Here is a 25,727-nt window from a genome sequence, read left to right as displayed (position 1 = left end):
CTATCTTTCAATGTATCGGATGGAATAAATTGGCTGGCTACTGCCCCCGGCAGTTGGCTGGCTCGTTGATTGCTTGGGTACTGCAAACCTGGCGCCTACAAAACTAGAACCGCCACAGCGCCGTCATGCGCAAGGCCCGGGGCGAACCGGGCGCGATGTTGTCGTTGCTGTGAGCGGAGGCAAAATATTTTCTGTTGAACAGGTTTTCCACATTCAGCTGCAGCTGAAAATTTCCCTGCGGCTTGAAGTAGACGGCGCCATCGACACGGGTAAAGCCGGGCAATACCACCGTATTCGACACCGAGGCGTACACGGCGCTGCGGGCGATCACGCCCAGGCCGGCGCCCCAGGCAGGCGAAAAATCGTAGCGGTTCCACAGCGACAGGCTGTGCCTGGGCACATGCGCCACCGTGGCGCCCTCCACGGCCGTCGTCGCCTGCGTGGCCGTCAGCACGGCGCGCTGCCACGCATAGCCGCCGGCGATGCTCCAGCCAGCTTGGACCTTGCCATTCACGTCCAGTTCCAGGCCCTCGCTGCGCTGGCCGTCGACCAGCATCGCCCGCGTCGTATCGGCGGGGTCGGTAACGGCCACATTGCTGCGTTCCAGGCGGTACACGGCCGCGCTGGCGGAGAGTAGCGGCGTCACCTCCCATTTAACGCCCAGCTCCACGTTGCGGAAACGCTCCGGTTCGAAGACGGCATTGCTGGGCGTCAACGATGCCAGCTGCTCACCCGCGCGCGGCAGGAACGATTGGCTGACGCTGGCATACAGCGACAGCGCGGGCACGGGTTGGTAAATGAGGGCGGCGCGCGGCGACCACGGCGCATCCGTGCGGGCGATGCGCGCGCCAGTACGCTTGTTGACGAAATCGACGGCAAAGCGCTCGTAGCGCAGGCCAGCAATCGCCTGCCAGCGGGCACTGAAACGCAGCTGGTCCTGCAGATACAGCGCGGCCGTATCGGCCACGCCATGGTTGTCCGCATCCGTAGCGCTGGGGCGGAAAGTGACGGGCAAGTCCGTCACGGGATGCGATGTAGGCAGGCTGATGTGGGTGACGTTGTCGCCCAGAGTCGTGAAATAGCCGGTGTTGCGCAGATTGTCCGTCGTCTGGCGGCCCAGTTCCCCGCCCGCCGTCAGCCGGTGCCGCACGGTCCCGGCCGCCACCGTCCACTCGACGTCCGTCTGGTTGAACAGGTTGCGTCGCCTGGTGGCGCTGTTGTACGCCAGCACGGTCACGCTCCCGCCATCGGCGCTGACGGGGCCGGGAAAGGCGTTCTGGTACAGCTTGTCGTAATCGGCCAGGCGCGTGCGGTTGCGCAGGCTTGCGCCACCACCCAGATCATGTTCGAAGGTCACGCCCAGCGCATCGATATACGCCCACGACGGGCTGCTGCCGGCGATGCCGAAAAACGTGGACGGGTCCGTGTCGAACGGCCGCCCCTGGTAAGAAGGCAGGCCCCGGTCCGTCACGCGGTCGTCGCGAAAATGTTCATAGCTGGCCACCACGGTGGTGCGCGGCGACAGGCGCCAGGCCAGCACGGGATTGATGGCGCTGCGGCGCACCTTGACGCCCTGGCGAAAAGAATCGCTGTTTTCCGCCATGGCATTGACGCGCACGGCGACATCGCCGCCGAAGACCTGTTGCACATCGAGCGCGGCGCGCCGGTTGCGCCAGGCGCCCAGGCTCACGCTCGCTTCACCGTCGTTCGTCCATTGCGGCTGCTTGGTGGCCCGGTTGATGATGCCACCGCCGCCGCCGCGGCCGAAGACCAGGGCGTTCGGCCCCTTGATGGCCTCGACCGCTTCGATATTGTAGAAATCGCGGTAGTACTGCACGTCATCGCGCATGCCGTCCAGATAGAAATCCGAGGTCGAGCTGTTGCCGCGCATCACGGCCGTATCTCGGTTGCCCTCGCCTGCGGCCATGCCCACGCCCGGCATGTAGCGCATGGCATCGGCCAGGGTGCGCATGTCCTGGTCACGTATCAATTCGCGGCTCACCACGCTGACGGCCTGCGGCGTGTCATGCAGGGCCGTATCGTTGCGGCTGGCGGCGGAAGAACTGGCGCGGCGGTAGCCATCGTCGCCGCTGCCCTGCACGGTGACGGGCGCCAGCACTTGCAAACCGGCGCCCTCCCCGTCCAGGTCGGCGCGCAGGGGCGTGGGCGCCAGGCGCACGATGTAACTTCCGTCCGGCAACTGCACGGCCACGAGGCCCGTGCCTGCCAGCAATTGCTGCAAGCCCTGGCCCGTGGCCACGGTGGCGTTCAAGCCGGCGCTGCGTTTGCCCTGCGTCAAGCCGCCTTCGGCCGATAGCAAGATTCCCGCCTGGCCCGCAAATTGGCGCAGGGCCTGGCCCAAGGGCGCGGCGGCGATGCGGAAGCTGTGCACGGTCTCTTCCGCCGCCGCTGCCATGGCATGCATGGCAGGCACGGCCAGCAGCGCCGCGGCCAGGGACAGCGGCAGCAGACGGCGGGCAAACGGCAGGGAGATGGGGTACGACGGCACGGCATTCCTTATTGATGTTGAGCAAGTTACTTCTACCTTGCCAAACAACTTTTCAAAAAGGGAACCAGTTTTGAGAAATATTCTTATTTACTGTTTTGACTGGGCAACTGGGCTTCCACCGTGACCCACCAGTCATGCACGCGGTTGATCCTGACGGGCAAGGTCGCTTCCAGCGCCGCCAGGATGCGGTCCGTGTCGGCCAGCGGATAGCTGCCCACCAGACGCAGGTGGGCCACGTCGGGCGCGCAGCCCAGGTGGCCGCGCCGGTAGCGCGACAGTTGCGCGAGGAAATCATCGAGCCGCATCTGCTCCGGTTGCAGGCGGTACTCGATCCAGGCGGCCCCGTTCGGGTCGGCGGCGTATGGCTCGCCGATAAAACCGTCGCCAAAGCGCACTTGCTGACCGGCCGGCACGATGCGCGGCACGCCGCCATCGCGGGGCGCCACCTCGACACTGCCCTCGTAGACGGCCAGCAAAGTGGCATCGCCTTGCGGCTGCACGCTGAAACGCGTGCCCAGCGCGCGCAGGCGGCCGTGCACGGTGTCGACCACGAGCGCGCGCGCCGGCTGGCGGCTGTCGCGCGCGGAGGCGAGATAGATTTCGCCGCCATGCAGGGCGATGCGGCGCAGCGTGTCGCTGTAATCGATGTCGAGGGACGTTGCCGTGTTCAGCCACAGTTGCGAACCGTCGGCCAGCGCCAGCTGGCGGATAGCGCCGACCGGCGTTTTTTCGCCCGCGTGCAGGCTGGCGACCCAGCTGCGCGTATCGCGCCGCAGCAGCGCGGCGCCACCCGTGCCGGCCGTCAGGCACAGTGCCAGCAAGCCCTTGACCAGGCTGCGGCGCGCGGCGTCGCTCTGGCGCGGCCCAGCAGCGTCGAGCGCCTGGCGCGCCGGTTCGCCGGGCAGCTGGCGAAATTCGGCGCTGACGGCTTCCACCCGGCGCCAGGCGGCGCGGTGGGCAGGAGAGCTGGCATGCCAGCGCTCCCAGGCTTGCTGGTCGGCCGGATCGGCGTCTTCGCCACGCAGCACGGCGAACCATTCGGCCGCTTCCTGCAAGATGGCGTAGTCGGCCGGCGGCATGGCGGCGCCTGGCTTAGGCGGCATCATCCATGCACAGCATGCATTGCAGCATGGCTTGCGCCATGTATTTTTTCACCATGCGTTCGGATACGTCCAGCTGGCCGGCGATCTGCGCATACGTCAGGCCGTCGAGCTGCGCCAGCAGGAAAGCCTGGCGTGCGCGCGGCGACAAGGTATCGAGCATGGCGTCGATGCGGCACAGGGCTTCGACCACGAGGGCCCGCTCTTCGGGCGACGGCGCCGTCAGCTCGGGACGGCCGGCCAGGGCCGCCAGAAACGTGCGCTCCAGGGTCAGGCGACGCCAGTGATTGACCAGCAATCCATTGGCCACCGTGCTCAGGTAGGCGCGCGGTTCGCGCAGGCTGTCCGCCGACTGCGTCGCCAGCATGCGCACGAAGGTGTCCTGCGCCAGGTCGGCCGCACCGTCGCGGCAACCGAGCTTGCGCCACAGCCAGTTATACAGCCAGCCATGGTGGCTAGCGTACAGGTCGCTAAAAGTATCGAGGGAGGGAGAAATGGTGGACACGGGCAAACAAACAAAGGGGCTGCCATACTTGCCGGTCAAGTGGGTCAGCACTGCATCACGAATGAGAATGATTTTCATTTTCACACAATTTCACGACGATGTAAATTATCAAAAGCATCATCCCGGTCTGGCGCGGGAATTTTGCGCAACAGTGCCAGTGCGCCATCATTTGCGAATGATTCTCGTTTGCGTTAATATGTCAGCCTTCCTTCTTCCCCGCCATGTCTGACGCCCTGCATGGCGGCGCTATCGAAAGCCGCCATGACCACCTCCTCCCTGCCACAACCCCAGCTGCGCACCAGCGTCGACGAGGCGCCGGAGACCCGCCAACAGCAGCGCCAGCCTGCCGCCACCCTGCAACCGCAGCGCTGGCACTGGAGCTGGAAGCAGGTGTGGTTTCAATTGCACTGGTTTATCGGCATCACGGCCGGCACGGTGCTGGTGATCATAGGCCTGAGCGGCGCAACCCTGGCCTTCAAGGATGAATTGCTGGACCTCATGAACCCCGGCGTGCGCCATGTCGCCGTGGAAACACGCGCGCCGCTGACGCCTGGCCAGCTGGGCAACATTGCCGCTGCCGAACACGGCCAGCGCGTCGCCTCCATCACCATGTATGCGGAGGCGGGCGCGGCGCCACGCCTGTTCTTCGCGCCGAAGAATGGCCAGCGGCGCGGCGAATCCATTTATGTCCACCCGTACACGGGAGCGACCCAGCCGGCGCTGACGGGGGCGGGCTTTTTCGAGTGGACGGAATCGCTGCACCGCTGGCTGCTGCTGCCCCGTGATCCGGGCCGGCAAGTAGCGGGCGCGCTGGCCCTGTGCCTGCTGGGCCTGGCCCTGTCCGGCCTGTATCTGCGCTGGCCCCGCCGTCCGCTGGACTGGCGCACCTGGCTGACCTTCGACCCTGCCCTGAAAGGCCGCTCCTTCCTGTGGAACCTGCACGCCGTGGCCGGTACCTGGTGCCTGGTGGTCTATGTAGCGCTGACCCTGACGGGCATTTACTGGAGCTATGACGTGGTGCGCGACAATATCGACGCCTGGGCCGGCAAGCCGCCAAGGATGGCACAGGCCCAGGCGCCCGGCAAGAAAGGCCAGTCCAAGGAGAAAAAGGAAATACCGGCCGTCGACATCGGACCGGCCTGGAGCAGCTTCCAGCAGCACGCCCCCGGCTGGACCCTGGCCAGCGTGCGCCTGCCGACACGCGCCGGCGAAGCCGTGCAATTCACGTGGCTGGCCAGCGATGCGCCGCATGAGCGGGCGCGCAGCCGCATGAGCATCCTGCCGGCCGACGGCACGGTGACGGAAAACGAACCGTACAGCCAGCAGGCGCTGGGTTCGCGCCTCGTCAACATCATTTATCCGCTGCACATGGGCACGTATTTTGGCTTGCCGGGCCGCATCATCGTCACCCTGGCCAGCCTGGGCCTGCCCCTGTTCGCCATCACGGGCTGGATGCTGTACCTGGGCCGCCGCAAGGCGAAACGCGCCGTGCGGGCGCAGCGCGCCATGCTGGGCGCCGGCGCGCCGGGCCAGGCGAACACGGACTTGCCCACTCTCGTAGCCTATGCCAGCCAGTCGGGACAGGCCGAGCGCCTGGCCCTGGAAAGCGCGCGCGCCCTGCAGCAGGCGGGCGTGGCCGTCGACGTGCAATCGCTGGACCAGTTTGATCCCGCGCAATTGCGCCAGTACGAACGGGCCCTGATCGTCGCCAGCACCTTTGGCGAAGGCGAGGCGCCGGATGGCACGCGCCGCTTCGCGCGCCTGCTGCAAGCTACCTCCGGCACGCCGCTGGCGGGCCTGGAATTCGGCATGCTGGCCCTGGGCGACCGCCATTACAGCGCCTTCTGCGGTTTTGGCCATGCGCTGGCGCAACAATTGCAGGCGCTGGGCGCCACGCCCCTGTTCCCGCTGATCGAAGTGGACAAGCACGACCCCGCCGCCCTGGCCGACTGGTCCACAGCGCTGGCCCGCTGCAGCGGCAGCGCCATCGACGCCATCGGCGTGCAGGAAGAAGCGTCATATGCCGAGTGGCGCCTGGCGCGCCGCGTGCTGCTCAACCCGGGCAGCCTGGGCGGCGAACTGCATGAAATCACCTTGACGGGTCCGGCCGATGCCACCTGGGACGCGGGTGCGCTGGCGGAAATCATCCCATGCAATGCGGACGGCAGCGATGGCGAGGCCGGCAGTGCCCATCACGCGCCGCGCAGCTATTCGCTCGCTTCGCTGCCATCCGATGGCGAACTGCAATTGCTCGTGCGTCAGGAGCGCCATGCGGGCGATGACAACCAGGGCTATGGCGTCTGTTCCGGCTGGCTCACGCGCTTCGCCCCGCTGGACACCAGCATCCGCCTGCGCCTGCAAGCCAATCCCGCCTTCGCGCCCGCCCTGGTCGACGTACCCTGCATTTACATCGGCAACGGTTCCGGCCTGGCCGGCTTGCGTGCGCATTTGCGCGCGCGCCAGCGGGCGGGACTGGCCCGCAACTGGCTGCTGTTCGGTGAGCGCCAGCAAGCTTTTGACAGTATTTGCGGCGCAGAGTTGCAAGGCTGGCTGGACGCTGGCCACCTGGCGCGCCTGGACCGCGTCTTTTCGCGCGATGGTGAAACACGGCAATACGTGCAGGACCGCCTGCGCGCCAGCGCCGGCGAATTGCGCGACTGGCTGGCGCAAGGGGCCATCGTCTACGTGTGCGGCAGCCTGCAAGGCATGGCGACAGGAATCGATGCTGTACTGCAAGAAGTACTGGGCCAGGAGGGACTCGATGCCCTGCTGGCGGCCGGACGCTACCGCCGCGACGTGTATTGATCTACATCAGCCCGCCCCCCGGCGCCGCCCGGCTATGTGGGCAGGCGCACAGTCAGCGCCTGCCATCGGACTACAGTAGCGGCATGGCGGCATGGAGACATATCCGCGCCGCCCCACCCACAGTCTGCGAGGCTAGCCATGAAAAACCCCTGGATGAGCATGTACCTGAGCGCCGCCAACCGCATCGCCAACACGGCGCGCGGCCACGCCACGGCCGCCGTCAAGCGCGAAGCGGCGAAAAATACGCGGCAATTGACGCAAGTGTGGTTCGATTCCTTCCTGCCCCCGGCAGGCAAGCCACGACGCGGGCGCAAGGCGAAATAGCCCCTGGCAGCAGGCGAACTGGTGCAGTGCATCACAGCAATAAGTTGAAGTTACGACCAGGTGGGCTAAACTGCAAGCATGGAATAAAGATATGCGTACGCGATTGAAGTGACCGGCAGGCGCCGCACCCCCGCGCCGCCACCGGCTCATCAGGAGACGACCATGTTGACGCTCAAAGTGCTGGCCTGCCTTGCCCTGTCGGCCTTGATGCTCGTGCCCCTCGTGCTGAGGGATACGATGCAAACGTCCGCCGGGCAGCAATTGCAGGTGCCGAATGTCGATGCGCAAGGCATGTGGGCCCACTGGCCTAAGCAATAATACGCGCGGCTGAGAAAACACCGCTGACTGCGTTGCTTTGACTTGCCGTACTCGCGTACTGTCTGCGTCAAAGACGCCTTGCCAGCGGCGTTTTTCAGCGGCGCTCGGTAGTGGATTGCATCGTTGAAACCGCTTTGTTTTGCGGGTGGGGATTTGTTCTCTCCTCCCATTTATTTTTGCCTTGATTTGCTCCCCCTCTTCGCCGTACTTTTGATCCAGATCATGGATTTCCACCTTTGCTGCGCCCAAACTGGAACAGTCCGCTTCGCACCGTGACGGACTTAACCTGGAGTATCGGCATGGGTAAATCGCATTGGAAGGATGAGATGGCGCTGGGGGTTCCCGTCATCGACGAGGCGCATGAGGCGCTGTTTCAGGAGCTGGCGCGGCTGCAGCAGTTGGGCGACCAGCATTTCAGCGTGGCGTTTCGCGAACTGATCGCGGCCGTCGAACGCGACTTCCGCGAGGAAGAGGATTTGATGGAGCAGATCGCCTTTCCTTCGCTGGCCAACCACCGCGAACAGCATGCGCGCGTGCTCAGCGGCTTGCACCATGCCTGGGCCGCCGTCGATGAAGGCGACCTGGAACAGGGCCGCCATGCGCTGTCGCTCTTGCCGCAATGGCTGATCTTCCACCAGGCCACGATGGATCTGGCCCTGGCGGCGGCGCTGGAAATGGTGCAGCGCCAGCCAAACTGACCTCTACAGCAGCAGCACCGTGGCTTGCTCGGGCATGACGACGCGGTAGTGTCCCGGGTATTTGTCTTCGCCGTCGAAAATCTTGCAAAACACGGGTTGGTTGATGTCGTTCACGGCCGACTCGTTCATGGGCAAGGTGGCGATCAGTTGCTCGCCATCCATCAACTGCAAGGCACTGCCCCGCTCGGCCGCGCAAAACGCCAGCGATTGCACGTCGCTGGCGAACGGCCGCTTGTACCATGGCGTGATGGCCCGCACGGCGCGCCTGGCGTCCTGCAAGACCTGTCCCACGCGCGTGACGTTCCAGGCATCGCGCGCCACAGACGGCTGGAGGACGATATTCGCCGTCAGCTCCCCCCTGCCCTTGTTCACCAGGAAAGTGCCGTCCTGCGCGGCGATGTCATCGTTGAGCGGCACGACAAACACCCCGCCGCTGGAGACCTTGATCGGCACAGGCGCGCCATTGCCTTGCAAGGCTACGCGCACGTCGTCGATGGTGGCGCTCAGCTTGGCCGGAATCAGGCGCAGGGCCATGACCACGCTGCCGCTCGACACTTGCCACACTTTCCTGGCAGTCAGATAACTTTCGCGGTAAGCCGTGAAACGGATGCGCGGCGCCTTGGCGTCGCTGCTGGCCGTGATCGTCACCATTTGCGGTGGCAAGGCATCGTCTGCGCTCGCCGCTGGCGCCGGTGCCGATACCGGTGCCGCGGCGGGTATGGCAGGCGTGGCAGGCGCAAGGGGTGGCGATACGGCGGCGGGCACGCTGGCGCTCTGCAGCGGCGCGGGAACAGCCGGCGGCGGCGCGTGTTCCTGGGCCTGGCCCAGCGACACGACACACAACCATCCGGCACAAGCGATCCATGTACGCATGCATTTCTTTCAATGAGGAAAATATTTTATCAGCGCCTGCATTATCGCAGAAGGCCCGCCGATGCGCCGCCCCGGGTCTGCCTGCACTCCTGTCTGCACTCTTTTGGTGCGCACGCTTGATTATTTGGCAAATATCGCCTATATTGATAATGATTCTTATTCACGAAAGTGACGGGAATCGCGCGCCCTTCTTTTCCACTGCCCGACTGCGCCGGGCCTTGCGGTGGAACTGCTATCCAAGCCAGACCACGGGCCAGCATCACGCCATCCCCCCAGCTACTGTGCACCTCGCCAGACGAGATAGGAAAACACACGACTACAATATTCCAGGACAATGATGCAATCGACTACCGTATTTTCTTCTTCGCACCAGCCCGCCTTGCGCCCCCTCCCCCGCCTGCTGCACATCGCCCTGCTGAGCCTTGCCGCCGGCGTGGTCCTGCCGGCACAGGCTGCCGACGCCGCTGCGGCCGACGTCACCATGCCAGCCGTCACCGTGCTGGGCCAGTCGACGGCTACCACGGAAGGCACGCAGTCATACACGGCGGGCGAAGCGCGCAGCGCCACGCGCATGGACCTGTCCTTGCGCGAAACGCCGCAATCGGTCAGCGTCATCACGCGCCAGCTGCTCGACGACCTGGGCGCCGTGCGCCTGGACCAGGCGCTGGCACAGACGACGGGCATCCAGGTGGGACAGAACGATACGGAGCGCACGACCTTTTATGCGCGCGGCTTCGGCATCGACAATATCCAGATCGACGGCATGGCGCGCGGCGGCAATGCGCCATTGCAAGACACGATCCTGTATGACCGCATCGAGGTCGTGCGCGGCGCCACCGGCCTGATGGGCGGCACGGGCGACCCGTCGGCCACCATCAACATGATACGCAAGCGGCCGACGAAGGAATTCCAGGCCAGCGCCGGCCTGATCATGGGCCGCTGGGATGATCAGCGCGTCGAGGCCGACCTCTCCACGCCACTCAACGCGGAGGGCAGCGTGCGCGCGCGCACAGCCCTGGCCTGGCAAAAACGCGATTCCTACCTGGACATGTATCACGAACGCAAGACGGTGGGCATGGTCATCGTCGAGGCGGACGTGCGCCCCGGCACCCTGGTGACGGCCGGCGTCGATTTCCAGGACAACAAGCCCACGGGCGCCACCTGGGGCGCCGTGCCGTACTGGAACGCAGATGGCAGCCTGGCCAATTTGCCGCGCAACACCAGTTTCACGACGCCATGGAGCACCTGGGCCAACAAGCAGCACACGCTGTTCACATCGCTGGACCAGCGCCTGCCCGGTAACTGGAATATGCACCTGGGCTATGCGCGCACGGAAAGCACGAACCGCACCACCGTCGCCTATGCGGGCGCGGGCCATCCCGACCCGGCTACCGGTGAAGGCATGCGCCTGTGGACGGGCGCCTGGGGCGCAGGCAAGAAGAACAGCGACAATTTCGATGTGTACGCCAGCGGTCCCTTCACCTTGCTGGGACGCAAGCACACGGCCATCGTCGGCTGGAACGGCGGCAACCAGCGCTCGCGCTCGCTGGGCGGCGAAGCGGAAATCAATTACCCGGACTTCATCCCCGATTACCGCAGTTGGACGGGCAACATCCCCCGCCCCGTGTTCCATCCGGACGGCTCGCACACGGAAACCGTGACGCGCCTGGCGGGCGGCTATGTGGCCACGCGTTTGAGCCTGGCCGACCCGCTGCACCTGATCATCGGCGCGCGCAGCAGCACGTACCGCACGGATACGCGCAACTACGATACGCGAGGCGTGCACACGGACAATAGCGACTTCGTGGAAACGCGCAATGAAGTCACGCCGTATGTGGGCGCCGTGTTCGACATCAACAAGCAATTTTCGGCCTACGCCAGCTTCACGCAGCTGTTCAACCCGCAATCGAGCAAGGACCGCAACAACCAGTTCCTGGCGCCGGAAACGGGCGACAATGCGGAACTGGGCATCAAGGGCGAGTTCTATGAAGGCAAGCTGAATGCGTCGGCCGCCCTGTTCCACACGAAGAAAAAGAACCTGGCGGAACTCGACCGCACGGTGCCGCCCGGCTTCTTGCTGCCCGACGGCGGCCAGGCCATGGTGGCCAATGGCGCCGGCGTGACGGCCAAGGGCGTGGAATTCGACGTCTCCGGCCAGATCACGCCCGCCTGGGAAGCGAGCGGCGGCTATACCTACCTGCACGCGGCCGAGGCAGATGGCCGCCGCGCCGCCACCACGCAGCCGCGCCATTTGCTGCGCCTGGCCACCAGCTACCGCTTCGACGGCAGCCTGGCTGGCCTGAAAGCGGGCGCCAGCATGACGGCGCAAAGCGCCACCTACAGTGAATCGTGGTACGGCCGCCCGCCATCGGGCACGATCACGGATATCCCGCAGGCCGGCTATGCACTGGTCAACGCCATGGCCAGCTATGCGCTCAGCAAGCATGCCAGCGTGCAGTTGAACGTGAATAACTTGCTCGATAAAAAGTACTATCGCAACGTGGGCTTCTTCGACGGCGTGTTCTGGGGCGAACCGCGCAACATCAGCCTGGCCGTGCGCACGGCGTTTTAAGCGGGTTGCAGTGTTTCAACCTGCCGGCGCGCTGCGCCAGTGCGCGGGCGCCAGCAAGGTAAAGCCATCGAGCAAGGGGCCGCCGACCGGCGCCAGCACGGCGGCTGCAACCTGCCCGAACGCATGCTGGCCGGCCGGCAAGTCGGCCGCCACCAGGCGCAGAGCGCCATCGAGTTGCCCGGCGATATAGGCGTCGAACGCCAGCAGGCGGCGAAACAGGTGCTTGCCCTCGCCGCTCCACTGGCCCGCCGCGCGCAAGTGCAGGTCGGCCAGCGCCGGATACAACTGGCAGGCAACGGTCAGCGCCTCGCCCGGGTGACGGCTGTCGACCAGGTCTTCCAGCGAGGTGGTGATGGCGTAGCGGCGCCGCTGCAAATTGTCCGCATCGAGCACGGGCGGCCCGGCGGCGGCGATGGCTTGCGCCAGCGCCAGCAGCTGCGCGTGCTGCGGCCCGGGCGCGGCGATGTTCTCGCCTTCCAGCACCATCCTCGCCAGCGGCACCGTGCCGCCAGGTGCATCGATTTCCTTGCAAAAATACGTGAACGTGGCCACGTCATGCGCGAACAGTTCCACCGTGCGCCCTTCGGCCACGATGGTCGAGCGCCAGGCGCAGTCGAGGTGGTCGAACAGCAGCAGCAAGTCGATATCGGAACTGGGCGTCTGCCGGCCCGTGGCGAACGAGCCGCCGATGATGGCCGCCACGGCCGTGGGATACTGCTGCCGCACCAGCCGCGCGGCAATCGCGCGGATATCGTCATAGGTAGGGATCGTCGTCAAAGCACATTCTCCGGGCCGAAAAAGGTTATCCTACACGCGATCGTGCAGACGACATGCACGCCGCCGCCATCCTGCTAAACTGGCGCCATCTGATCAAGGAACAAACATGGAATACGACTGCATCGTGGTGCCCTCGCCCGTGGGCGAGCTGACCCTGGTGGCGCGCGGCGCGGCCCTGACCGCCATCCTGTGGGAAAACGACAAGCCCAACCGCGTGCGTCTGGGCGCGATGCGCGTCGATGACAGTTGCCCCGTGCTGCAGGAAACGGCGCGCCAGCTGGCGGAATATTTCGCCGGCACGCGCCAGCAATTCGACGTGCCGCTCGATTTTGCCGGCACGCCATTCCAGCAGGAAGTGTGGCGTGCGCTGCTGACGATACCGTACGGCCAGACGCGCAGCTATGGCGAGATCGCGCGCCAGATCGGCCGTCCCGCCGCCGTGCGCGCCGTGGGCGCCGCCAACGGCAAGAATCCCATTTCCATCATTGCCCCCTGCCACCGCGTCATCGGCGCCACGGGCGAGTTGACGGGCTTTGCGGGCGGCCTGCATGCCAAGGAAACCTTGCTGGCCCTGGAAGGCATCGCCCTGTCCAGCGACCGCGAAGCGCTGAAAACGGGCCACGCCCGCCGCCGCGCCGTGCACATCGATACGGCGCAAGGCTGTTTGTTTTAAGCTGCAGCATCGCTCCCCTTGTGGGATACTCACGCCCCCCGCTCAAGCAAACACATCATATGCCCTACCTTGTCATCCTGTTCTTTGTTGTTCTGTATTTACTGGCCACTTTCTTTTTCCACATTCCCGCCCTGGTCGCCCTCGTGTATGGCGTGCTGAGCCTGAGCTGTTTCGTCGCCTATGCGATCGACAAGTCCGCCGCAAAACAGGGACGCTGGCGCACGCCGGAACGCACCCTGTTGCTGCTGGGACTGTTTTGCGGCTGGCCGGGCGCCGTACTGGCGCAGCAATGGCTGCGCCACAAGTCCAGCAAGCGTTCATTCCGCATCGCGTTCTGGATCACGGTCGCCATCAACATCGGCGCTTTCGTGTATTTCAGCATGCATTACGCGGCGCCCGATATCGGCACCGAGGTGGCGCCGATCGAACTGTAAAACTGCCCGGCTTCTCGCTCGTAGAACACCGTTGTCCAGAAGCAGTTCCACCCGCTAAGATGTAACAGTTATTGCAGTGCATTGTTCGTGAAAAGATCGCCTGTCAGAATATCAATATATACGATATTCAACCCCATTCATCGACACGGGAAAGCCCTTTTCAAGCATGCGTACCTTGCAATTCCACAATTCCTTCTTGTCACGCCTTGTTGTGGCGATTTGTTTCGCCATCAGTCTGGCCGGCTGCACCAGCTATCGCTTTATTCCCCCGGACTCCGACGCGGGCCGTCAATGCGTGACGAGCTGCGGGACCAATCAACAAATATGCATCGCAGGCAAAGAGCAAGTTGCGGCGGCCCAGGTACAGGCTTGTGAGATGAGGAACGTCAGTACCGTCTCCATTTGCCTGGCAGTTGCGAAAACAGATGCTGACCGGGAACTGTGCTCGAAGAAACGGCAATATTGTTCCTCCAACGCGGCTGGAACGTGGCAATGCGAGGCGGATTACAGAGCGTGCTATACGCAATGCGGTGGCAGAATCGAGGAGAGTGAATAAAGTATCGAAAGGCTGATGCCGCCGCACGAGACGCCGCCGTGGCTACCGCGCATCACGAGGCGTGGCGGGTTTGATTCAATATTATTACTCGCCCAGCAAGCGCAGCGATTCCAGCCAGTCCGCCTTCCATTCGCGCAGCAATGGTTGCGTGGCGAAGGCCTTCTTCAGGTGCGCCATCGGCACGCGGTGCACATCGTGCAAGCCGAACGCCAACGTCACCGGATGCCACAGGTGGCTGTTCTTGCCGCCGCGCGAATTCTTGCGCACGCGTGCGCCATCGTCGCCAAAGATGCCCACGCCGCTGGCCAATCCCTTGTCCAGGTCGATCTTGCCCACGCCGGCAAAGGCAATCAAAATCTGCTCGCGGCCCAGGCCCTTCAAGGCGCTGGGCAAGACCGCCGGCGCCGCTTTTTCAGTTTCGGCCGGGTCCGGCTGTGGATGCTGGAGTTCCTTGAGCAAACGCAACAGATCGCGCTCCTGGAAGTGCAATCCATCGACCGGCACGCGCAGTCCCGGCGCCTTCAGCTCGATGGCGATGTTGCCCGAGTCGCGCGTAAAGCGCAGCCACACGTCATCGGCGCCCGAGGCCAGGTGCTCCTTGTCGCCGATGAACACGACAGGCGCCGCATAGCGCGTCACGCCGTCATGAAACAGCTCGGCCCATTCTTCGCTGTAATCGAGCCAGACGTAGGGCAAGCCGCCCTGCTCCAGCAAACGTGCCAGGGTCCAAGGCGTGCCCGTCTGTTCAGCCAGCCAGGCACAGGCGTCAAAGGCGGTGGCGCGGTACGGCAAGGAAAGGGAGGTCATGGCGGTTCCATCGATAAAAGTGGAGCGCAGTGTAGCAGACGCCGCCATCATCCCCGTCGGCAGGCGCAGCGGGGCGCTGCGCGATGTGCTAGGCTGGAAGCATCAGCACGCGCGGCGGCCATTCCGGCCGCCTGGCGCACCACCGCAAGGGGATCATCATGCATTCGAGCACCAACGCCGCCACCGCACCCGCCCCGCCACCGGAGCGCGATTCGCCCACGCCGGCCAATGAAAGCCATGCGGAGGAAGCGCTCGATGAAGCACTGAAGGAAAGCTTTCCGGCCAGCGACCCGATCGCCATTGCCACCCCAAAACCGGCCGGCAAGACGCCCTCCTGAAGGCATCTCCCCCATCAGCCACCCTTGCGGTGGCTTTTTTTTGCCGAAACTGAATCCGGCCGCCCCGCCCGCGCGTACATGGCTATGCCATGACGAATGAAGTTGCCACGCGGGAAGGAAAAGCCATGCAGCATTACAGCAAAAAGACGGATCCCATGGATCAGCGCCTGTATCTGGCCCAGCGCATCGACCGGGCCGGTGCACGCCTGCAACGCTTGCACGATGCGGCAGAACGGGAACGCTGCGCGCAATGGATCACGGCCTGGGCCGTGGCGGCGGGCGCCGATGCGCCGCGCGGCATGAAGCTGCGCATCCGCGGCGAATTCATTTTGCTGTGATAAAAGTAAAAGCCCCGCCCGATGCATGCGCACGGGGCGGGGCCAGTCTAGCCGACACCTTCCTATTTCGGCGTGTCGCGGTACTGCTCGGGCGTCGTGTCGCCATCGGCGATTTCATACCACATCGCGTTGAGCACGGCGAAAGTCGCCGCCAGCGGAAGTCCCAGTATCCAGGCGAAATACCACATAGTTATATCCTTTCGTTAATTCTTAGTAGGCGTGACCGCTCTCGTCTTCAATTGCTTTTCCATCAACCTTACCCCACAGCACTTTATATACCCACGTCGTGTACGCCACGATGAGGGGAATGAAGACGGCCGTGACGACCAGCATGATGAACAGGGTCATGTGGCTGGACGAGGAATCCCACACCGTCAGGCTGGCGCGCGGGTCGATCGACGATGGCAGGATGAACGGGAACATGGCCGCGCCCACGCCAAGGATGATGCCGGCGACGCCGGCCGCGCTGGCCAGCAAGGCCGGCACTTCGCGGCGCGCACGCTGGAAGGCGAACGCCAGCAGCGGGCAAAGCAGGCCCAGCGCTGGAGCGATCCAGGTCCACGGATGGGCGGCAAAATTGAGGAACCAGGCACCCACGTGGACTTCCGCCGTTTTCAGCATCGGATTCGACGGACCGTCGACCACCACCGTGCTGCTGATGCGGTAGCCATCGACCCACAGCCACAGGGCCACGCCGGCCAGCGCATACAGCACCACTGTCGCGATCGCCGCCACGCTGCCGTAGCGGCGCGCCCGTTCGGCCACGGCGCCGTCCGTTTTCAGCTGCAGCCAGGTGGCGCCGTGCATCACCAGCATGGCGACCGAGACGAGGCCGCACAGCAGGGCGAACGGATTGAGCAGCGCAAAGAAGCTGCCGTCATAGAAGATGTGCATGTCTGGCGAGAAACGGAACGGCACGCCTTGCAGCACATTGCCGATCGCCACGCCGCAGATCAGGGCCGGCACGAAACCGCCCACGAACAGGGCCGCATCCCAACGGGCGCGCCAGCGCGGATCTTCGCGCTTGCTGCGGAATTTGAAGGCCACGGGACGCACGATCAACGCCACGAGGATGACGAACATGGCCAGATAAAAGCCCGAGAACGAGACGGCGTACAGTTGCGGCCAGGCGGCAAAGATGGCGCCGCCGCCGAGGATCAGCCACACCTGGTTGCCCTCCCACACGGGACCGATACTGTTGATGACGACCCTGCGTTCCAGGTCCGTCTTGCCGACGAAGGGCAGCAGGATGCCCGTGCCCAGGTCGAAGCCGTCCGTGATGGCAAAGCCCACCAGCAAGATGCCGATCAGCAGCCACCAGATCAGGCGCAGTGTTTCGTAAGAAATCATTTCATGCAAAATCATGGTCTGGCCCTCCTTAGGCGCGTTGAGTCTGAATGGCAGCGGGGGCTGGCACGGGGGCCGGCGCCTTCTCTTCCGGCCCCTTGCGGATGGCCTTGAGCATGAGCTTCATTTCGATAATCAACAGCACCGTGTAGATGGCGGCAAAGCCGGCAATCGTGATCAGCAAGGTCGAGGCACCGAGGTTCGATACGGCCACGGCCGTTGGCAGCACGCCTTCGATCACCCACGGCTGGCGGCCCACTTCGGCCACGATCCAGCCCGCCTCAATGGCCACCCATGGCAGCGGGATGGCGAACACGGCCAGCTTCAGCAGCCAGCGGTGCTTGTCCAGGGTGCGGCGCGTCGACAGGATGAAGAACGTACCAGTCAACAAGATAAAGAACATGCCCAGGCCCACCATCACGCGGAAGGACCAGAACAGGGGCGCCACGGGCGGCACGGTATCGAGCGCGGCCTTGCGGATCTGCTCGGGCGTGGCCTGGCGCGGGTCATCCACGTAGCGTTTCAGCAGCAAGGCATAGCCCATGGACTGGCCTTTCGACTCGAACATGTCCTTCGCCTCTTGCGGCACGGGGCTGCCTGGCGCCACGCCGCGGATGGTCTGCAGCGCGTCATACGCCTTGATGCCATCCTTGATCAGCAGCTCGCCGCGGTCGACCAGTTGCTCGATGCCGGGGATTTCCGTCGTCAGCGAACGCGTGCCGATCAAGCCCATGACCATCGGGATGTGCACGGCGTAATGCGTTTCGCGCGCTTTCGCGTCAGGGAAGCCGATGGCCGTGAAGGCGGCCGGGGCCGGCTCCGTGGTCCACATGGCTTCAATCGCGGCCAGCTTCATCTTTTGATGTTCGGACGACAGGTAGCCGCTTTCATCACCGAGCACCACCACCGACAGCGAGGCGGCCAGGCCGAACGAGGCGGCCACCGTCATCGAGCGCTTGGCCAGCTGCACGTGGCGGCCCTTCAGCAGATACCAGGCAGAAATACCCAGCACGAACACGGCCGCGGCCGTATAGCCGGCAGACACCGTGTGCACGAATTTCGCCTGTGCCACGGGATTCGTCAGCACGGCGCCGAAATCCGTCACTTCCATGCGCATGGTTTGCGGATTGAAGGCCGCGCCGACGGGATTTTGCATCCAGCCGTTGGCGATCAGGATCCACAGGGCCGAGAAGTTCGAGCCGATGGCCACCAGCCAGGTCGTGACCAGGTGGCCCCGCTTCGACAGCTTGTCCCAGCCGAAGAAGAACAGGCCGACGAAGGTCGCTTCCAGGAAGAAGGCCATCAAGCCCTCGATGGCCAGCGGCGCGCCGAAAATGTCGCCCACATAATGGCTGTAATAGCTCCAGTTCATGCCGAACTGGAATTCCATGACGATGCCCGTCGCCACGCCCATGGCGAAGTTGATGCCGAACAAGACACCCCAGAACTTGGTCATGTCGCGCCAGATGGGGCGGTTCGTCATCACGTAAACCGTCTCCATGATGGCGAGGATCACTGACAGGCCGATCGTCAGCGGAACAAATATAAAGTGGTACAGAGCTGTCAGCGCGAACTGCAGTCTGGATAAAGCGACAATATCGAAGTCCATATGATTTCCTTGGTGTTTCCCTACTGTAATTGTAAACTTGGTATCTATCTGATGCGATTCGATTGGTTCCGCTGCCTTCAGGCTGGCCTGCGATACCGCCTGTCTCCGTTCTTGTTAATCCCCCCGCAAGCCCGCCAGGGCCGCTTCGAAGCCATCCGTGCCGCGCCGCAGCTCTTCGACGATGCGGCCGTCGCGGATGCGCAGCAGCCGGTCCGCCAGCGCCGCTTCGCGCCGCAAGTGGGTTGCGATCAGCAAGCTGCGCCCTTCGCTGCGCATCCGCAGGCGCTGCAAGACGTCGCTTGCCGTCCCCGCATTCAGCGCTTCCGTCGCTTCGTCGAGCAGCCACAAGGTCGACTCGTGCAGGAACAGCCGCGCCAGCGCCAAACGCCGCGCCTGGCCGCCCGACAAGCCCAGGCCGCCCTCGCCCAGCATGGTGCCCAAGCCGTCCGCGAAGGCCCGCACTTCGTCGTCCAGGCCGGCCGCCTGTAGCGCTTCCCACAGGCGTTCATCGCTGGCGGACGGATCCGCCAGACGCAGGTTGTCGCGCAAGCTGTCCTGGAACAATTCCGTCTTCTGCGTAAACAGGCAGGCGCGCGGCGCGGCTACCGTGCCCGACAGCGGTGCCAGCTCGCGCGCGGCGATGGCCAGCAAGGTCGACTTGCCCGCACCGCTGGGGCCGATCAAGGCCACGCGCTCGCCGTCCGCGATGTGCAGCGATACGTCATGCAAGATGGCCACATGGCTGCCCGCATGCGCGGCGCTCACGCGTTCCAGGCGCAAGCCCGGCGCGGCATCCACGGGCGGCACCGCTACGTCCCGTCCAGCCAGGCGCGGCGCCAGACGGCGCATGGCCAGCAGCATGCGGCCCGCTTCCAGCGCGCCGCGGCGCAGTCCCGCAAACGGTTCCACGGCCGTCAGGGCGATCAGCAGGGCCAGGGCCGCCAGCGGCACGTTCAGCGCCTGCTGCTCCAGCAGCGCGGCCACGGCCAGCAGCACGCCAGCCAGGGTCGCACTGCCCGCCACGCCATACGCGGCGCCGGCAGCCGTCTCCAGGCGCAGCAGGGCAAAATCGGCTTGCGCCAGCGAGCGGTCGATCTGCGCCAACGCCGCGCATTGGGCGTCGATGCGGCCCGCCATCACCAGATCCGTCTGGCCCGCCACCAGGTCGATGGTGCCCGAACGCAATTTTTCAATGGCGCGCGAACGCACGATGGCGGGACGGCGGGCGCGCTGCGCGACGATCCAGCTGATGCCCCCGCCGGCGGCCAGCAGCCATGCGGCCAGGCCCAGGCCCAGCTGCCACTGCATCACGCCCAGCGCCACGCCGGCCAGCAAGGCCGCGCACAAGGCCGTGAAGGCGGGCACCAGCAGGCGCAAGTACAGCGATTCGAGCGCATCGATATCGGCCGTCAGGCGGAACAGCAGCTTGGCGGGCTGGCGCAACAGGCGGCTGGCCGCTTCCGGGCGCGACCAGCCGCGGAACAGCCGCACGCGGATGCTGGCCAGCGCGGCGAACGTGGCGTCGTGCGTAACGAGGCGCTCCGCATAGCGCGAGCCCGTGCGGCCAATGGCCAGCAGGCGGATGCCGGCCGACGGGCCGAACACGTCGAACAGGATCGCGGTGGACGCATGCAGGCCGGCGATCGAGGTGGCCGTGATGAACCAGCCGGACAAGCCCAATAACGCCATGCCGGACACCGCCGTCAGGGCCGCCAGCAAGGCGCCGCCGATCAGCTTGCCGGGTTGGGCCAGCAGCAACTGGCGCAGGACGGGGTTGCGTATCAGTGAATTTTTCATGCCTGCAGCTCCTGTACCAGGGCTCGGGCATCGACCTGCACCGTGCGCTGCAGGCGGCCAGCCAGCACGGGGTCGTGCGTGGCGACAATCATCGTCTTGCCTTTCGCCAGTGCCAGCAAGGCATCCGTCACGCGCGCCGCCGTTTCGCTGTCCAGGTGCGCCGTCGGTTCATCGACCAGCAGCAGATCGGCATGCGGATGCAGGGCCACGCGGGCCAGGGCCAGGCGCACGGCTTCGCCGCCGGACAAGCCCTGGCCACCATCGCTGAGCATGACGGCCGGCTGCGCCTGCGCCACGGCAGCCAGGTCGGCCAGGTGCAGGGCCTGCGTCACTTGCGCGGCGTTCGCGCCAACGCGGCCCAGAGTCACATTCTGGCTGACGGACGCGGCAAACACGTGCGGGCGCTGCCCCATCCAGGCCATGCGCTGGCGCAAGGTATTGACCGTGCTGTCGCTCAGGCGCACGCCGCCGATGCGGATGTCGCCGCCGCTGGCGGGCAGCAAGCCGGCCAGCAAGGACAGCAAGGTGGTCTTGCCGGCGCCGCTGGCGCCCAGCAGGGCTACGTGCTCGCCGGCAAGCACCTTCAAGTCGAAGCCGTCAAACACGGGCGCCTCGCCGGGATGGGCAAAGCGCAATTGCCGGAGCTCCACGGCGGGCGGCGGCGCCACAGCCATGGCGGCGGCGGACACGACGGCAGGCAGTACCTGCGCGCCAGGCAGGGGCACGCCCTCGCCCGCCAGGTCGTGCAAGCCGGCCAGGCCCGCTTCGCCGGCTGCCTTGTCATGCCAGACGGCGGCCAGTTCGCGCAGCGGTTCGAAAAACGCGGGCGCCAGCAGCAGGATGAACAAGCCCTGCCCCAGGTTCAGTTCCCGGCCCCAGGTGCCGAAATTGATGCTGCCCAACAAGGAGAAACCGATAAACGCCGCCACCATGGCCACGCCCAGCGCGGAAAACAGTTCCAGCACGGCGGACGACAAAAAGGCGATGCGCAGCACCACCATCGTGCGCCGGCGCACGGATTGCGACGAGGCGTCCAGCCGTTCAGCCGTGGCGTCGACGGCGTCGAGCGCGCGCAAGGTGGCCAGGCCGCGCAGGCGGTCCAGCAGAAAGGCGTTCATGCTGCCCATTTCCACCATCTGCGCGCGGCTGGCCGCTTGCGCGCCCATGCCGACGAGGGCCATGAAGACGGGAATCAGGGGCGCGGCGATGAGCAGGATCAAGGCGGCGATCCACGACAGCGGCGTCACCACGGCGAGGATCACGAGCGGCACGAGCATGACTTTCCAGCGTGCCGGCTTGTAGCGAACCAGATACGGCACGATGGCTTCGGCCTGTTCGGCGATGATGCTGGCCGCCTGTCCCGACTGGGCGCGCTGGCGGTCCAGCGGCGAACGCTGCGCCAGCGCCTGTGCCACTTGCGCGCGCAAGGTCGACAGGTGCTCGCGCGCCGCCGCATACATGCGCCGCGCACCCCACGCTTCGCAGCCGGCCCGCAGCACACCCAGCAGCAGCACGCCAGCGGCCGGCAGCAGGGCCGCGCGCCAGGGCGCACCGCCCTGCATGGCTTGCACGGCCCAGGCCAGCAAGGCCGCTTGTGGCAGCCACAGCAAGGCGGCACCGCCCTGCGCCAGGCTGGCGACACGGGGAAGAATAAAGCGGGGCAAGGACAAGGGCGTAGTCGGCATCTTCTATACTTCTTGAGTTTTCAGAATTTTCTGTAAATTCGATATTTTGTATAATACTGCGAAACATGACATATATCAATTGACCCTGCGGGTGTAGCGTGAAAAAATTCAGATAATTATGAAAACTCAACATATCCAAATGACGCCGCTGATCCTGACCTTCGTCAGCCATTTCGGCGAGATGGGCAGCCGCTGGGGCTTTAACCGGACAGTGGGGCAAGTGTACGCCTTGTTGTTTGTCGCGGAGCATCCTTTACACGCGGATGAAATCGCGGAACACCTGAGTTTTTCACGCTCGAACGTGAGCATCGGCCTCAAGGAATTGCAGGGCTGGGGCTTGATACGCCAGTCGCGCATTCCCGGTGATCGGCGCGAGTATTTTTCCTCGCTGGGCGATGTGTGGCAAATCTTCCGCGTGGTGGCCGCCGAGCGCCGCCGCCGCGAAGTGGCGCCCACCCTGACGGTGCTGCGCGAATCGCTGCTGGCGCCGGCCACGGAACCCGTGGACCAGTATGCGCAAGAGCGCATGCGCGAAATGTATGAATTGGTCGACCTGGCCAACACCTGGTTCGACGACTTGCAGCGCCTGTCGCCCGAATCGATGGCGCAGCTGATGAAAATGGGCGCCAAGGTGCAAAAACTGCTCAACGCCAAGGATCGCCTGTTTGGCGTCAGCAACAACAGCGACTGACGCCCCTCCCCTCCCCAAGGCAAGACGCCGCCAGCACAAACTGGCGCCCTTGTCACGCCATTTCCCAACCTCATGGTGGCTATCGCTGGCACAGCCAAACATAGCCATATACGATGTTATCAAGCCAACCAATAGAATTATTAAAATTGTATTAATTTATATCAAGGGTAAGCTTTCATATGCGTATTCACTACGCGCAGGAAATAGGTAAAAGCAGCTAAAACAGGCAATGGGATGACTTCCCCGGCATGCAGGGACGCGTCCCGACACTATGAAGCGACTGTCTCAAGCAAAAGGGGATTTTCATGAAAAGCGTAAAGAGCATTGCCATCAAGGCATCCATGCTGGCCGCAATGACTGTACTGGCAAGTGCGGCGCAAGCGGCCACTTGGGTGGATGTGGGTCCGGCCAGCGGTTTCGTCATCGCCGGCAGCACCGTCACCTATTCGCCATCGCCGGCACTGCAGGTGAAATATTATGACGATAACCTGGTGCCACAGAGTCCCTCGGACATCCAGGGTTATATCAATGGCGTGTTCGGCACCAGCCTGGGCGCCGCCGTCTCGTATTGCGACAACCCCACCTCGGGCTGCACTGCCGGCACCACGGCAGGCTTGAGTAGCGGTGTCAATTCCTATACGAGCGCGGCCGCCTATGACTACCTGGCCATCCACTTCGGCAAGGGCGAACTGGTGTTCCACTGGGCCGCTCCCGTGGCTGCCGGCACTACCTTCACGGTGGCGGGCCTGCCCAAGGATCTGAGCAATTACAGGGCCTTCATTTCCGCCGTGCCGGAACCTGAAACCTATGCCATGCTGCTCGCCGGCCTGGGCCTGATGGGCTTCCTGGCACGCCGCCGCCAGGGAAAGTAAGCCGCATGAACGGCAGCGGCGCTCCAGCGCCCGCTGCCGCCCTCCACGCGCGCGGCCTGTTTACGCCGCACTTGCGGCGCCAGGCCCACTATTTACACTATTTTTAGACTCCCCTCGCTATGCTTGGCGGCATCCACTGCCGACCGACGAGGGAGTCCTCATGCATGAACAACCGTTTCAGCCACGCGCACGCAAGGTGATCCGCCACCACCTGCCCGTGCGTGAACGGCTGCGCCTGGCCCGACTGGCCAACAGAAAAATCATTTCGGCATGCTCGGCGCTGCTGTGCGCGGCGCCACTGCTGTATTTGCTGAGCGTGGTACTGTTTGCGCAGCCGTGAGCAGCTGCGCGAAAACCGAATGGAGGAAAAGAGGAGGTGCGTTGCGGCAGTTTGCCGCCGCATGATCGTGGCCAGTATGAAACTGGTCCGCCCAGAGGGAATCGAACCCCCATTCACGGTTTAGAAGACCGTTGTCCTATCCGTTGAACGATGGGCGGAGAGGTGCAGTATTTTAATCCATGCGCGCCAGCAATGAAATGCCAGCGCGGAATAGAAAACGGGCTGTCATTTCTGACAGCCCGCTTATGACTTTGGTCGGAGTACAAGGATTCGAACCTTGGACCCCCTGGTCCCAAACCAGGTGCGCTACCGGGCTGCGCCACACTCCGAAGACAAGATAATAACGCCCCCACCCAATTTCGTCAATTGCCATAGACGAATTAGATGGAAATAACTATCGGTTCCTGCCTGTCACGCGGTCACTTTATCGGCGATGCGGCGCGCCATCGACTCGGCCTTCTCCTTGTCTTTCGCTTCCACCATTACGCGGATCAGCGGTTCCGTGCCCGAAGCGCGGATCAGCACGCGGCCCGTGTCGCCCAGCTCGGCCTCGACCAGTTCCTTCTCGGCCACCATGGCGGCATTTTTCTGCCAGTCGAAACCGGGCGCCACGCGCAGGTTGATCAGGGTTTGCGGGAACAGCACCAGCTCGGCCAGGCATTGCTGCAGGCTCTGGCCGCTGCGCTTGAGCGCGGACAGTACTTGCAGCGCGGAGACGATGCCGTCGCCCGTCGTGTGCTTGTCCAGGCACAGCAAATGGCCGGAACCTTCGCCGCCCAGGATCCAGCCTTTTTCCTTCATGACTTCCAGCACGTAGCGGTCGCCCACCTTGGCGCGCGCAAAGCCGATGTCCTGCTGCTTGAACAGCACTTCCAGCGCCATATTCGTCATCAAGGTGCCGACGGCACCGGCCACGGCGCCTGTCGCCAGGCGGTCCTTGACCATGACGTACAACAACTCATCGCCGTTATACAGACGCCCGGTGGCGTCGCACATGATCAGGCGGTCGGCGTCGCCATCGAGGGCGATACCGAGGTCCGCGCCATGCTCGACGACGGCTTCGGCCATGGCCTTGGTTGCCGTGGCGCCGAAGCCCGCATTGATGTTGAAGCCGTCGGGCTTGTTGCCGATGGCGATGACTTCCGCACCCAGTTCATGGAAGACGTGCGGCGCGATATGGTAAGCGGCGCCGTGCGCACAATCGACGACGATCTTCAGGCCGCGCAAGTCCAGCTCGTTCGGGAAGGTGCCCTTGCAAAATTCGATGTAGCGGCCCTGGGCATCATCGAGGCGCTTGGCGCGGCCCAGCTTGTCCGACGGCACGCAAGCCATGGGTTCGTCGAGCGCCGCTTCGATTTCCAGTTCCACGCTGTCGGGCAGCTTGGTACCCTGGCCGGAAAAGAACTTGATGCCATTGTCATGGTACGGATTATGCGAAGCGGAAATGACGACACCGGCCGACAGGCGCAGGGCCCGCGTCAAATAGGCGATCGCCGGGGTCGGCATGGGGCCGGCCAGCATCACATCCACGCCGGCGGCCGACAGGCCCGCCTCCAGCGCCGCTTCCAGCATGTAGCCGGAAATGCGCGTGTCCTTGCCGATCAGCACCGTCGGACGGGTCTTACCGCCTTGCGACTTGGCCAGCACCTTGCCAGCAGCATAGCCGAGGCGCATGACGAAATCGGGGGTAATCGGCGCCGTGCCCACCAGGCCACGAATGCCATCGGTACCAAAATATTTACGCGTCATAGTATTTCTC

The 25,727-nt window shown here is 64.4% G+C and carries 24 protein-coding genes and 2 tRNA genes; 12 read left to right on the top strand and 14 right to left on the bottom strand.

Annotated features, from left to right (window positions below):
* Nucleotides 1-103: 103 nt before the first annotated feature.
* The 3 genes from O3297_RS03780 to O3297_RS03770 all read right to left on the bottom strand — a co-directional run bounded on the left by O3297_RS03780 (nt 104) and on the right by O3297_RS03770 (nt 4,114).
* Nucleotides 104-2,509 (bottom strand): TonB-dependent siderophore receptor, encoded by a 2,406-nt coding sequence (locus tag O3297_RS03780; protein WP_305047790.1) that lies wholly within the window; start codon nt 2,507-2,509, stop codon nt 104-106.
* Between the two features lie 83 nt (nt 2,510-2,592).
* On the bottom strand, nt 2,593-3,615 hold the full coding sequence (locus O3297_RS03775; RefSeq protein WP_305047789.1) for a FecR domain-containing protein: 1,023 nt from the start codon (nt 3,613-3,615) through the stop codon (nt 2,593-2,595).
* Nucleotides 3,602-4,114, bottom strand: a complete 513-nt coding sequence (locus O3297_RS03770; RefSeq protein ID WP_370385422.1) for a sigma-70 family RNA polymerase sigma factor — start codon at nt 4,112-4,114, stop codon at nt 3,602-3,604. Before O3297_RS03770 ends, O3297_RS03775 begins: the two co-directional genes overlap by 14 nt.
* 261 nt (nt 4,115-4,375) lie before the next feature.
* Between O3297_RS03770 and O3297_RS03765 the strand changes: the two genes are divergently transcribed.
* The 4 genes from O3297_RS03765 (at nt 4,376) to O3297_RS03750 (ending at nt 8,259) form a co-directional block, all read left to right on the top strand.
* Nucleotides 4,376-6,919, top strand: coding sequence for a sulfite reductase flavoprotein subunit alpha (locus O3297_RS03765; RefSeq protein ID WP_305047788.1), 2,544 nt, complete (start codon nt 4,376-4,378; stop codon nt 6,917-6,919).
* 138 nt (nt 6,920-7,057) lie between these two features.
* Nucleotides 7,058-7,243, top strand: a complete 186-nt coding sequence (locus O3297_RS03760) for a hypothetical protein (protein ID WP_099387374.1) — start codon at nt 7,058-7,060, stop codon at nt 7,241-7,243.
* A 162-nt stretch (nt 7,244-7,405) separates the two neighbouring features.
* Nucleotides 7,406-7,561 (top strand): hypothetical protein, encoded by a 156-nt coding sequence (locus O3297_RS03755; RefSeq protein ID WP_161789600.1) that lies wholly within the window; start codon nt 7,406-7,408, stop codon nt 7,559-7,561.
* Between the two features lie 299 nt (nt 7,562-7,860).
* The gene (locus tag O3297_RS03750) at nt 7,861-8,259 is read left to right on the top strand and encodes a bacteriohemerythrin (RefSeq protein WP_034786005.1); all 399 of its coding nucleotides are present in this window, start codon (nt 7,861-7,863) and stop codon (nt 8,257-8,259) included.
* A gap of 3 nt (nt 8,260-8,262) precedes the next feature.
* On the opposite strand, the gene O3297_RS03745 is transcribed toward O3297_RS03750, so the two are convergent.
* Entirely contained in the window at nt 8,263-9,132 is an 870-nt protein-coding gene (locus O3297_RS03745) for a hypothetical protein (RefSeq protein ID WP_305047787.1), read from the bottom strand.
* Nucleotides 9,133-9,469: 337 nt separating this feature from the next.
* Between O3297_RS03745 and O3297_RS03740 the strand changes: the two genes are divergently transcribed.
* The gene (locus O3297_RS03740) at nt 9,470-11,704 is read left to right on the top strand and encodes a TonB-dependent siderophore receptor (protein WP_175445024.1); all 2,235 of its coding nucleotides are present in this window, start codon (nt 9,470-9,472) and stop codon (nt 11,702-11,704) included.
* A 15-nt stretch (nt 11,705-11,719) separates the two neighbouring features.
* Here the strand turns inward: O3297_RS03740 and O3297_RS03735 are convergent, their stop codons facing one another.
* Nucleotides 11,720-12,481 carry a nucleotidyltransferase domain-containing protein gene (locus O3297_RS03735; protein WP_305047786.1) on the bottom strand — a complete coding sequence of 254 codons (762 nt, stop codon included), beginning with the start codon at nt 12,479-12,481 and terminating at the stop codon, nt 11,720-11,722.
* Between the two features lie 106 nt (nt 12,482-12,587).
* Here O3297_RS03735 and O3297_RS03730 point away from each other — a divergent pair, with 106 nt between their 5' ends.
* On the top strand, nt 12,588-13,154 hold the full coding sequence (locus O3297_RS03730; protein ID WP_092610646.1) for a methylated-DNA--[protein]-cysteine S-methyltransferase: 567 nt from the start codon (nt 12,588-12,590) through the stop codon (nt 13,152-13,154).
* 59 nt (nt 13,155-13,213) lie between these two features.
* Nucleotides 13,214-13,588 (top strand): DUF1294 domain-containing protein, encoded by a 375-nt coding sequence (locus O3297_RS03725; RefSeq protein WP_034786011.1) that lies wholly within the window; start codon nt 13,214-13,216, stop codon nt 13,586-13,588.
* A 640-nt stretch (nt 13,589-14,228) separates the two neighbouring features.
* Here the strand turns inward: O3297_RS03725 and O3297_RS03720 are convergent.
* Nucleotides 14,229-14,951 (bottom strand): hypothetical protein, encoded by a 723-nt coding sequence (locus O3297_RS03720; RefSeq protein WP_305047785.1) that lies wholly within the window; start codon nt 14,949-14,951, stop codon nt 14,229-14,231.
* Nucleotides 14,952-15,109: 158 nt separating this feature from the next.
* Between O3297_RS03720 and O3297_RS03715 the strand changes: the two genes are divergently transcribed.
* Both O3297_RS03715 and O3297_RS03710 read left to right on the top strand, forming a co-directional pair.
* Nucleotides 15,110-15,289 (top strand): hypothetical protein, encoded by a 180-nt coding sequence (locus O3297_RS03715; protein WP_034786014.1) that lies wholly within the window; start codon nt 15,110-15,112, stop codon nt 15,287-15,289.
* 89 nt (nt 15,290-15,378) lie between these two features.
* A complete protein-coding gene (locus tag O3297_RS03710) occupies nt 15,379-15,627 on the top strand; it encodes a hypothetical protein (protein WP_139144250.1) in 249 nt (82 codons plus the stop codon).
* Between the two features lie 62 nt (nt 15,628-15,689).
* Here the strand turns inward: O3297_RS03710 and cydX are convergent, their stop codons facing one another.
* The 5 genes from cydX to cydD all read right to left on the bottom strand — a co-directional run bounded on the left by cydX (nt 15,690) and on the right by cydD (nt 22,065).
* On the bottom strand, nt 15,690-15,815 hold the full coding sequence (gene cydX / locus O3297_RS03705) for a cytochrome bd-I oxidase subunit CydX (protein WP_070258990.1): 126 nt from the start codon (nt 15,813-15,815) through the stop codon (nt 15,690-15,692).
* A 22-nt stretch (nt 15,816-15,837) separates the two neighbouring features.
* Nucleotides 15,838-16,992 carry a cytochrome d ubiquinol oxidase subunit II gene (cydB, locus tag O3297_RS03700; RefSeq protein WP_099393239.1) on the bottom strand — a complete coding sequence of 385 codons (1,155 nt, stop codon included), beginning with the start codon at nt 16,990-16,992 and terminating at the stop codon, nt 15,838-15,840.
* Nucleotides 16,993-17,005: 13 nt separating this feature from the next.
* The gene (locus O3297_RS03695; protein WP_099387367.1) at nt 17,006-18,583 is read right to left on the bottom strand and encodes a cytochrome ubiquinol oxidase subunit I; all 1,578 of its coding nucleotides are present in this window, start codon (nt 18,581-18,583) and stop codon (nt 17,006-17,008) included.
* 114 nt (nt 18,584-18,697) lie between these two features.
* On the bottom strand, nt 18,698-20,380 hold the full coding sequence (locus O3297_RS03690) for an amino acid ABC transporter ATP-binding/permease protein (RefSeq protein ID WP_305047784.1): 1,683 nt from the start codon (nt 20,378-20,380) through the stop codon (nt 18,698-18,700).
* Nucleotides 20,377-22,065, bottom strand: a complete 1,689-nt coding sequence (cydD, locus tag O3297_RS03685) for a thiol reductant ABC exporter subunit CydD (protein ID WP_305047783.1) — start codon at nt 22,063-22,065, stop codon at nt 20,377-20,379. Before cydD ends, O3297_RS03690 begins: the two co-directional genes overlap by 4 nt.
* Nucleotides 22,066-22,204: 139 nt before the next feature.
* On the opposite strand from cydD, the gene O3297_RS03680 reads away from it, so the two are divergent.
* The 3 genes from O3297_RS03680 (at nt 22,205) to O3297_RS03670 (ending at nt 23,968) form a co-directional block, all read left to right on the top strand.
* A complete protein-coding gene (locus O3297_RS03680; RefSeq protein WP_170909696.1) occupies nt 22,205-22,756 on the top strand; it encodes a GbsR/MarR family transcriptional regulator in 552 nt (183 codons plus the stop codon).
* Between the two features lie 305 nt (nt 22,757-23,061).
* Nucleotides 23,062-23,628, top strand: a complete 567-nt coding sequence (locus O3297_RS03675; protein WP_305047782.1) for a PEP-CTERM sorting domain-containing protein — start codon at nt 23,062-23,064, stop codon at nt 23,626-23,628.
* Nucleotides 23,629-23,788: 160 nt separating this feature from the next.
* Nucleotides 23,789-23,968 (top strand): hypothetical protein, encoded by a 180-nt coding sequence (locus tag O3297_RS03670; protein WP_305047781.1) that lies wholly within the window; start codon nt 23,789-23,791, stop codon nt 23,966-23,968.
* 83 nt (nt 23,969-24,051) lie between these two features.
* Here O3297_RS03670 and O3297_RS03665 read toward each other — a convergent pair.
* From O3297_RS03665 to glmM, 3 genes are all read right to left on the bottom strand, one after another.
* Nucleotides 24,052-24,126: transfer RNA gene (locus O3297_RS03665), tRNA-Arg, on the bottom strand.
* Nucleotides 24,127-24,220: 94 nt separating this feature from the next.
* Nucleotides 24,221-24,297, bottom strand: a tRNA-Pro gene (locus O3297_RS03660).
* 82 nt (nt 24,298-24,379) lie between these two features.
* Nucleotides 24,380-25,717: a phosphoglucosamine mutase gene (gene glmM / locus O3297_RS03655; protein ID WP_305047780.1), complete on the bottom strand. Its 1,338-nt coding sequence runs from the start codon at nt 25,715-25,717 to the stop codon at nt 24,380-24,382.
* Nucleotides 25,718-25,727 lie beyond the last annotated feature (10 nt).

The sequence above is a fragment of the Janthinobacterium sp. SUN128 genome (assembly GCF_030587275.1).
Taxonomy (GTDB): Bacteria; Pseudomonadota; Gammaproteobacteria; order Burkholderiales; family Burkholderiaceae_D; genus Janthinobacterium; species Janthinobacterium lividum.
The sequence above is the reverse complement of the archived record's forward strand: the minus strand, read 5'-3'. Positions and strand labels throughout refer to the sequence as shown.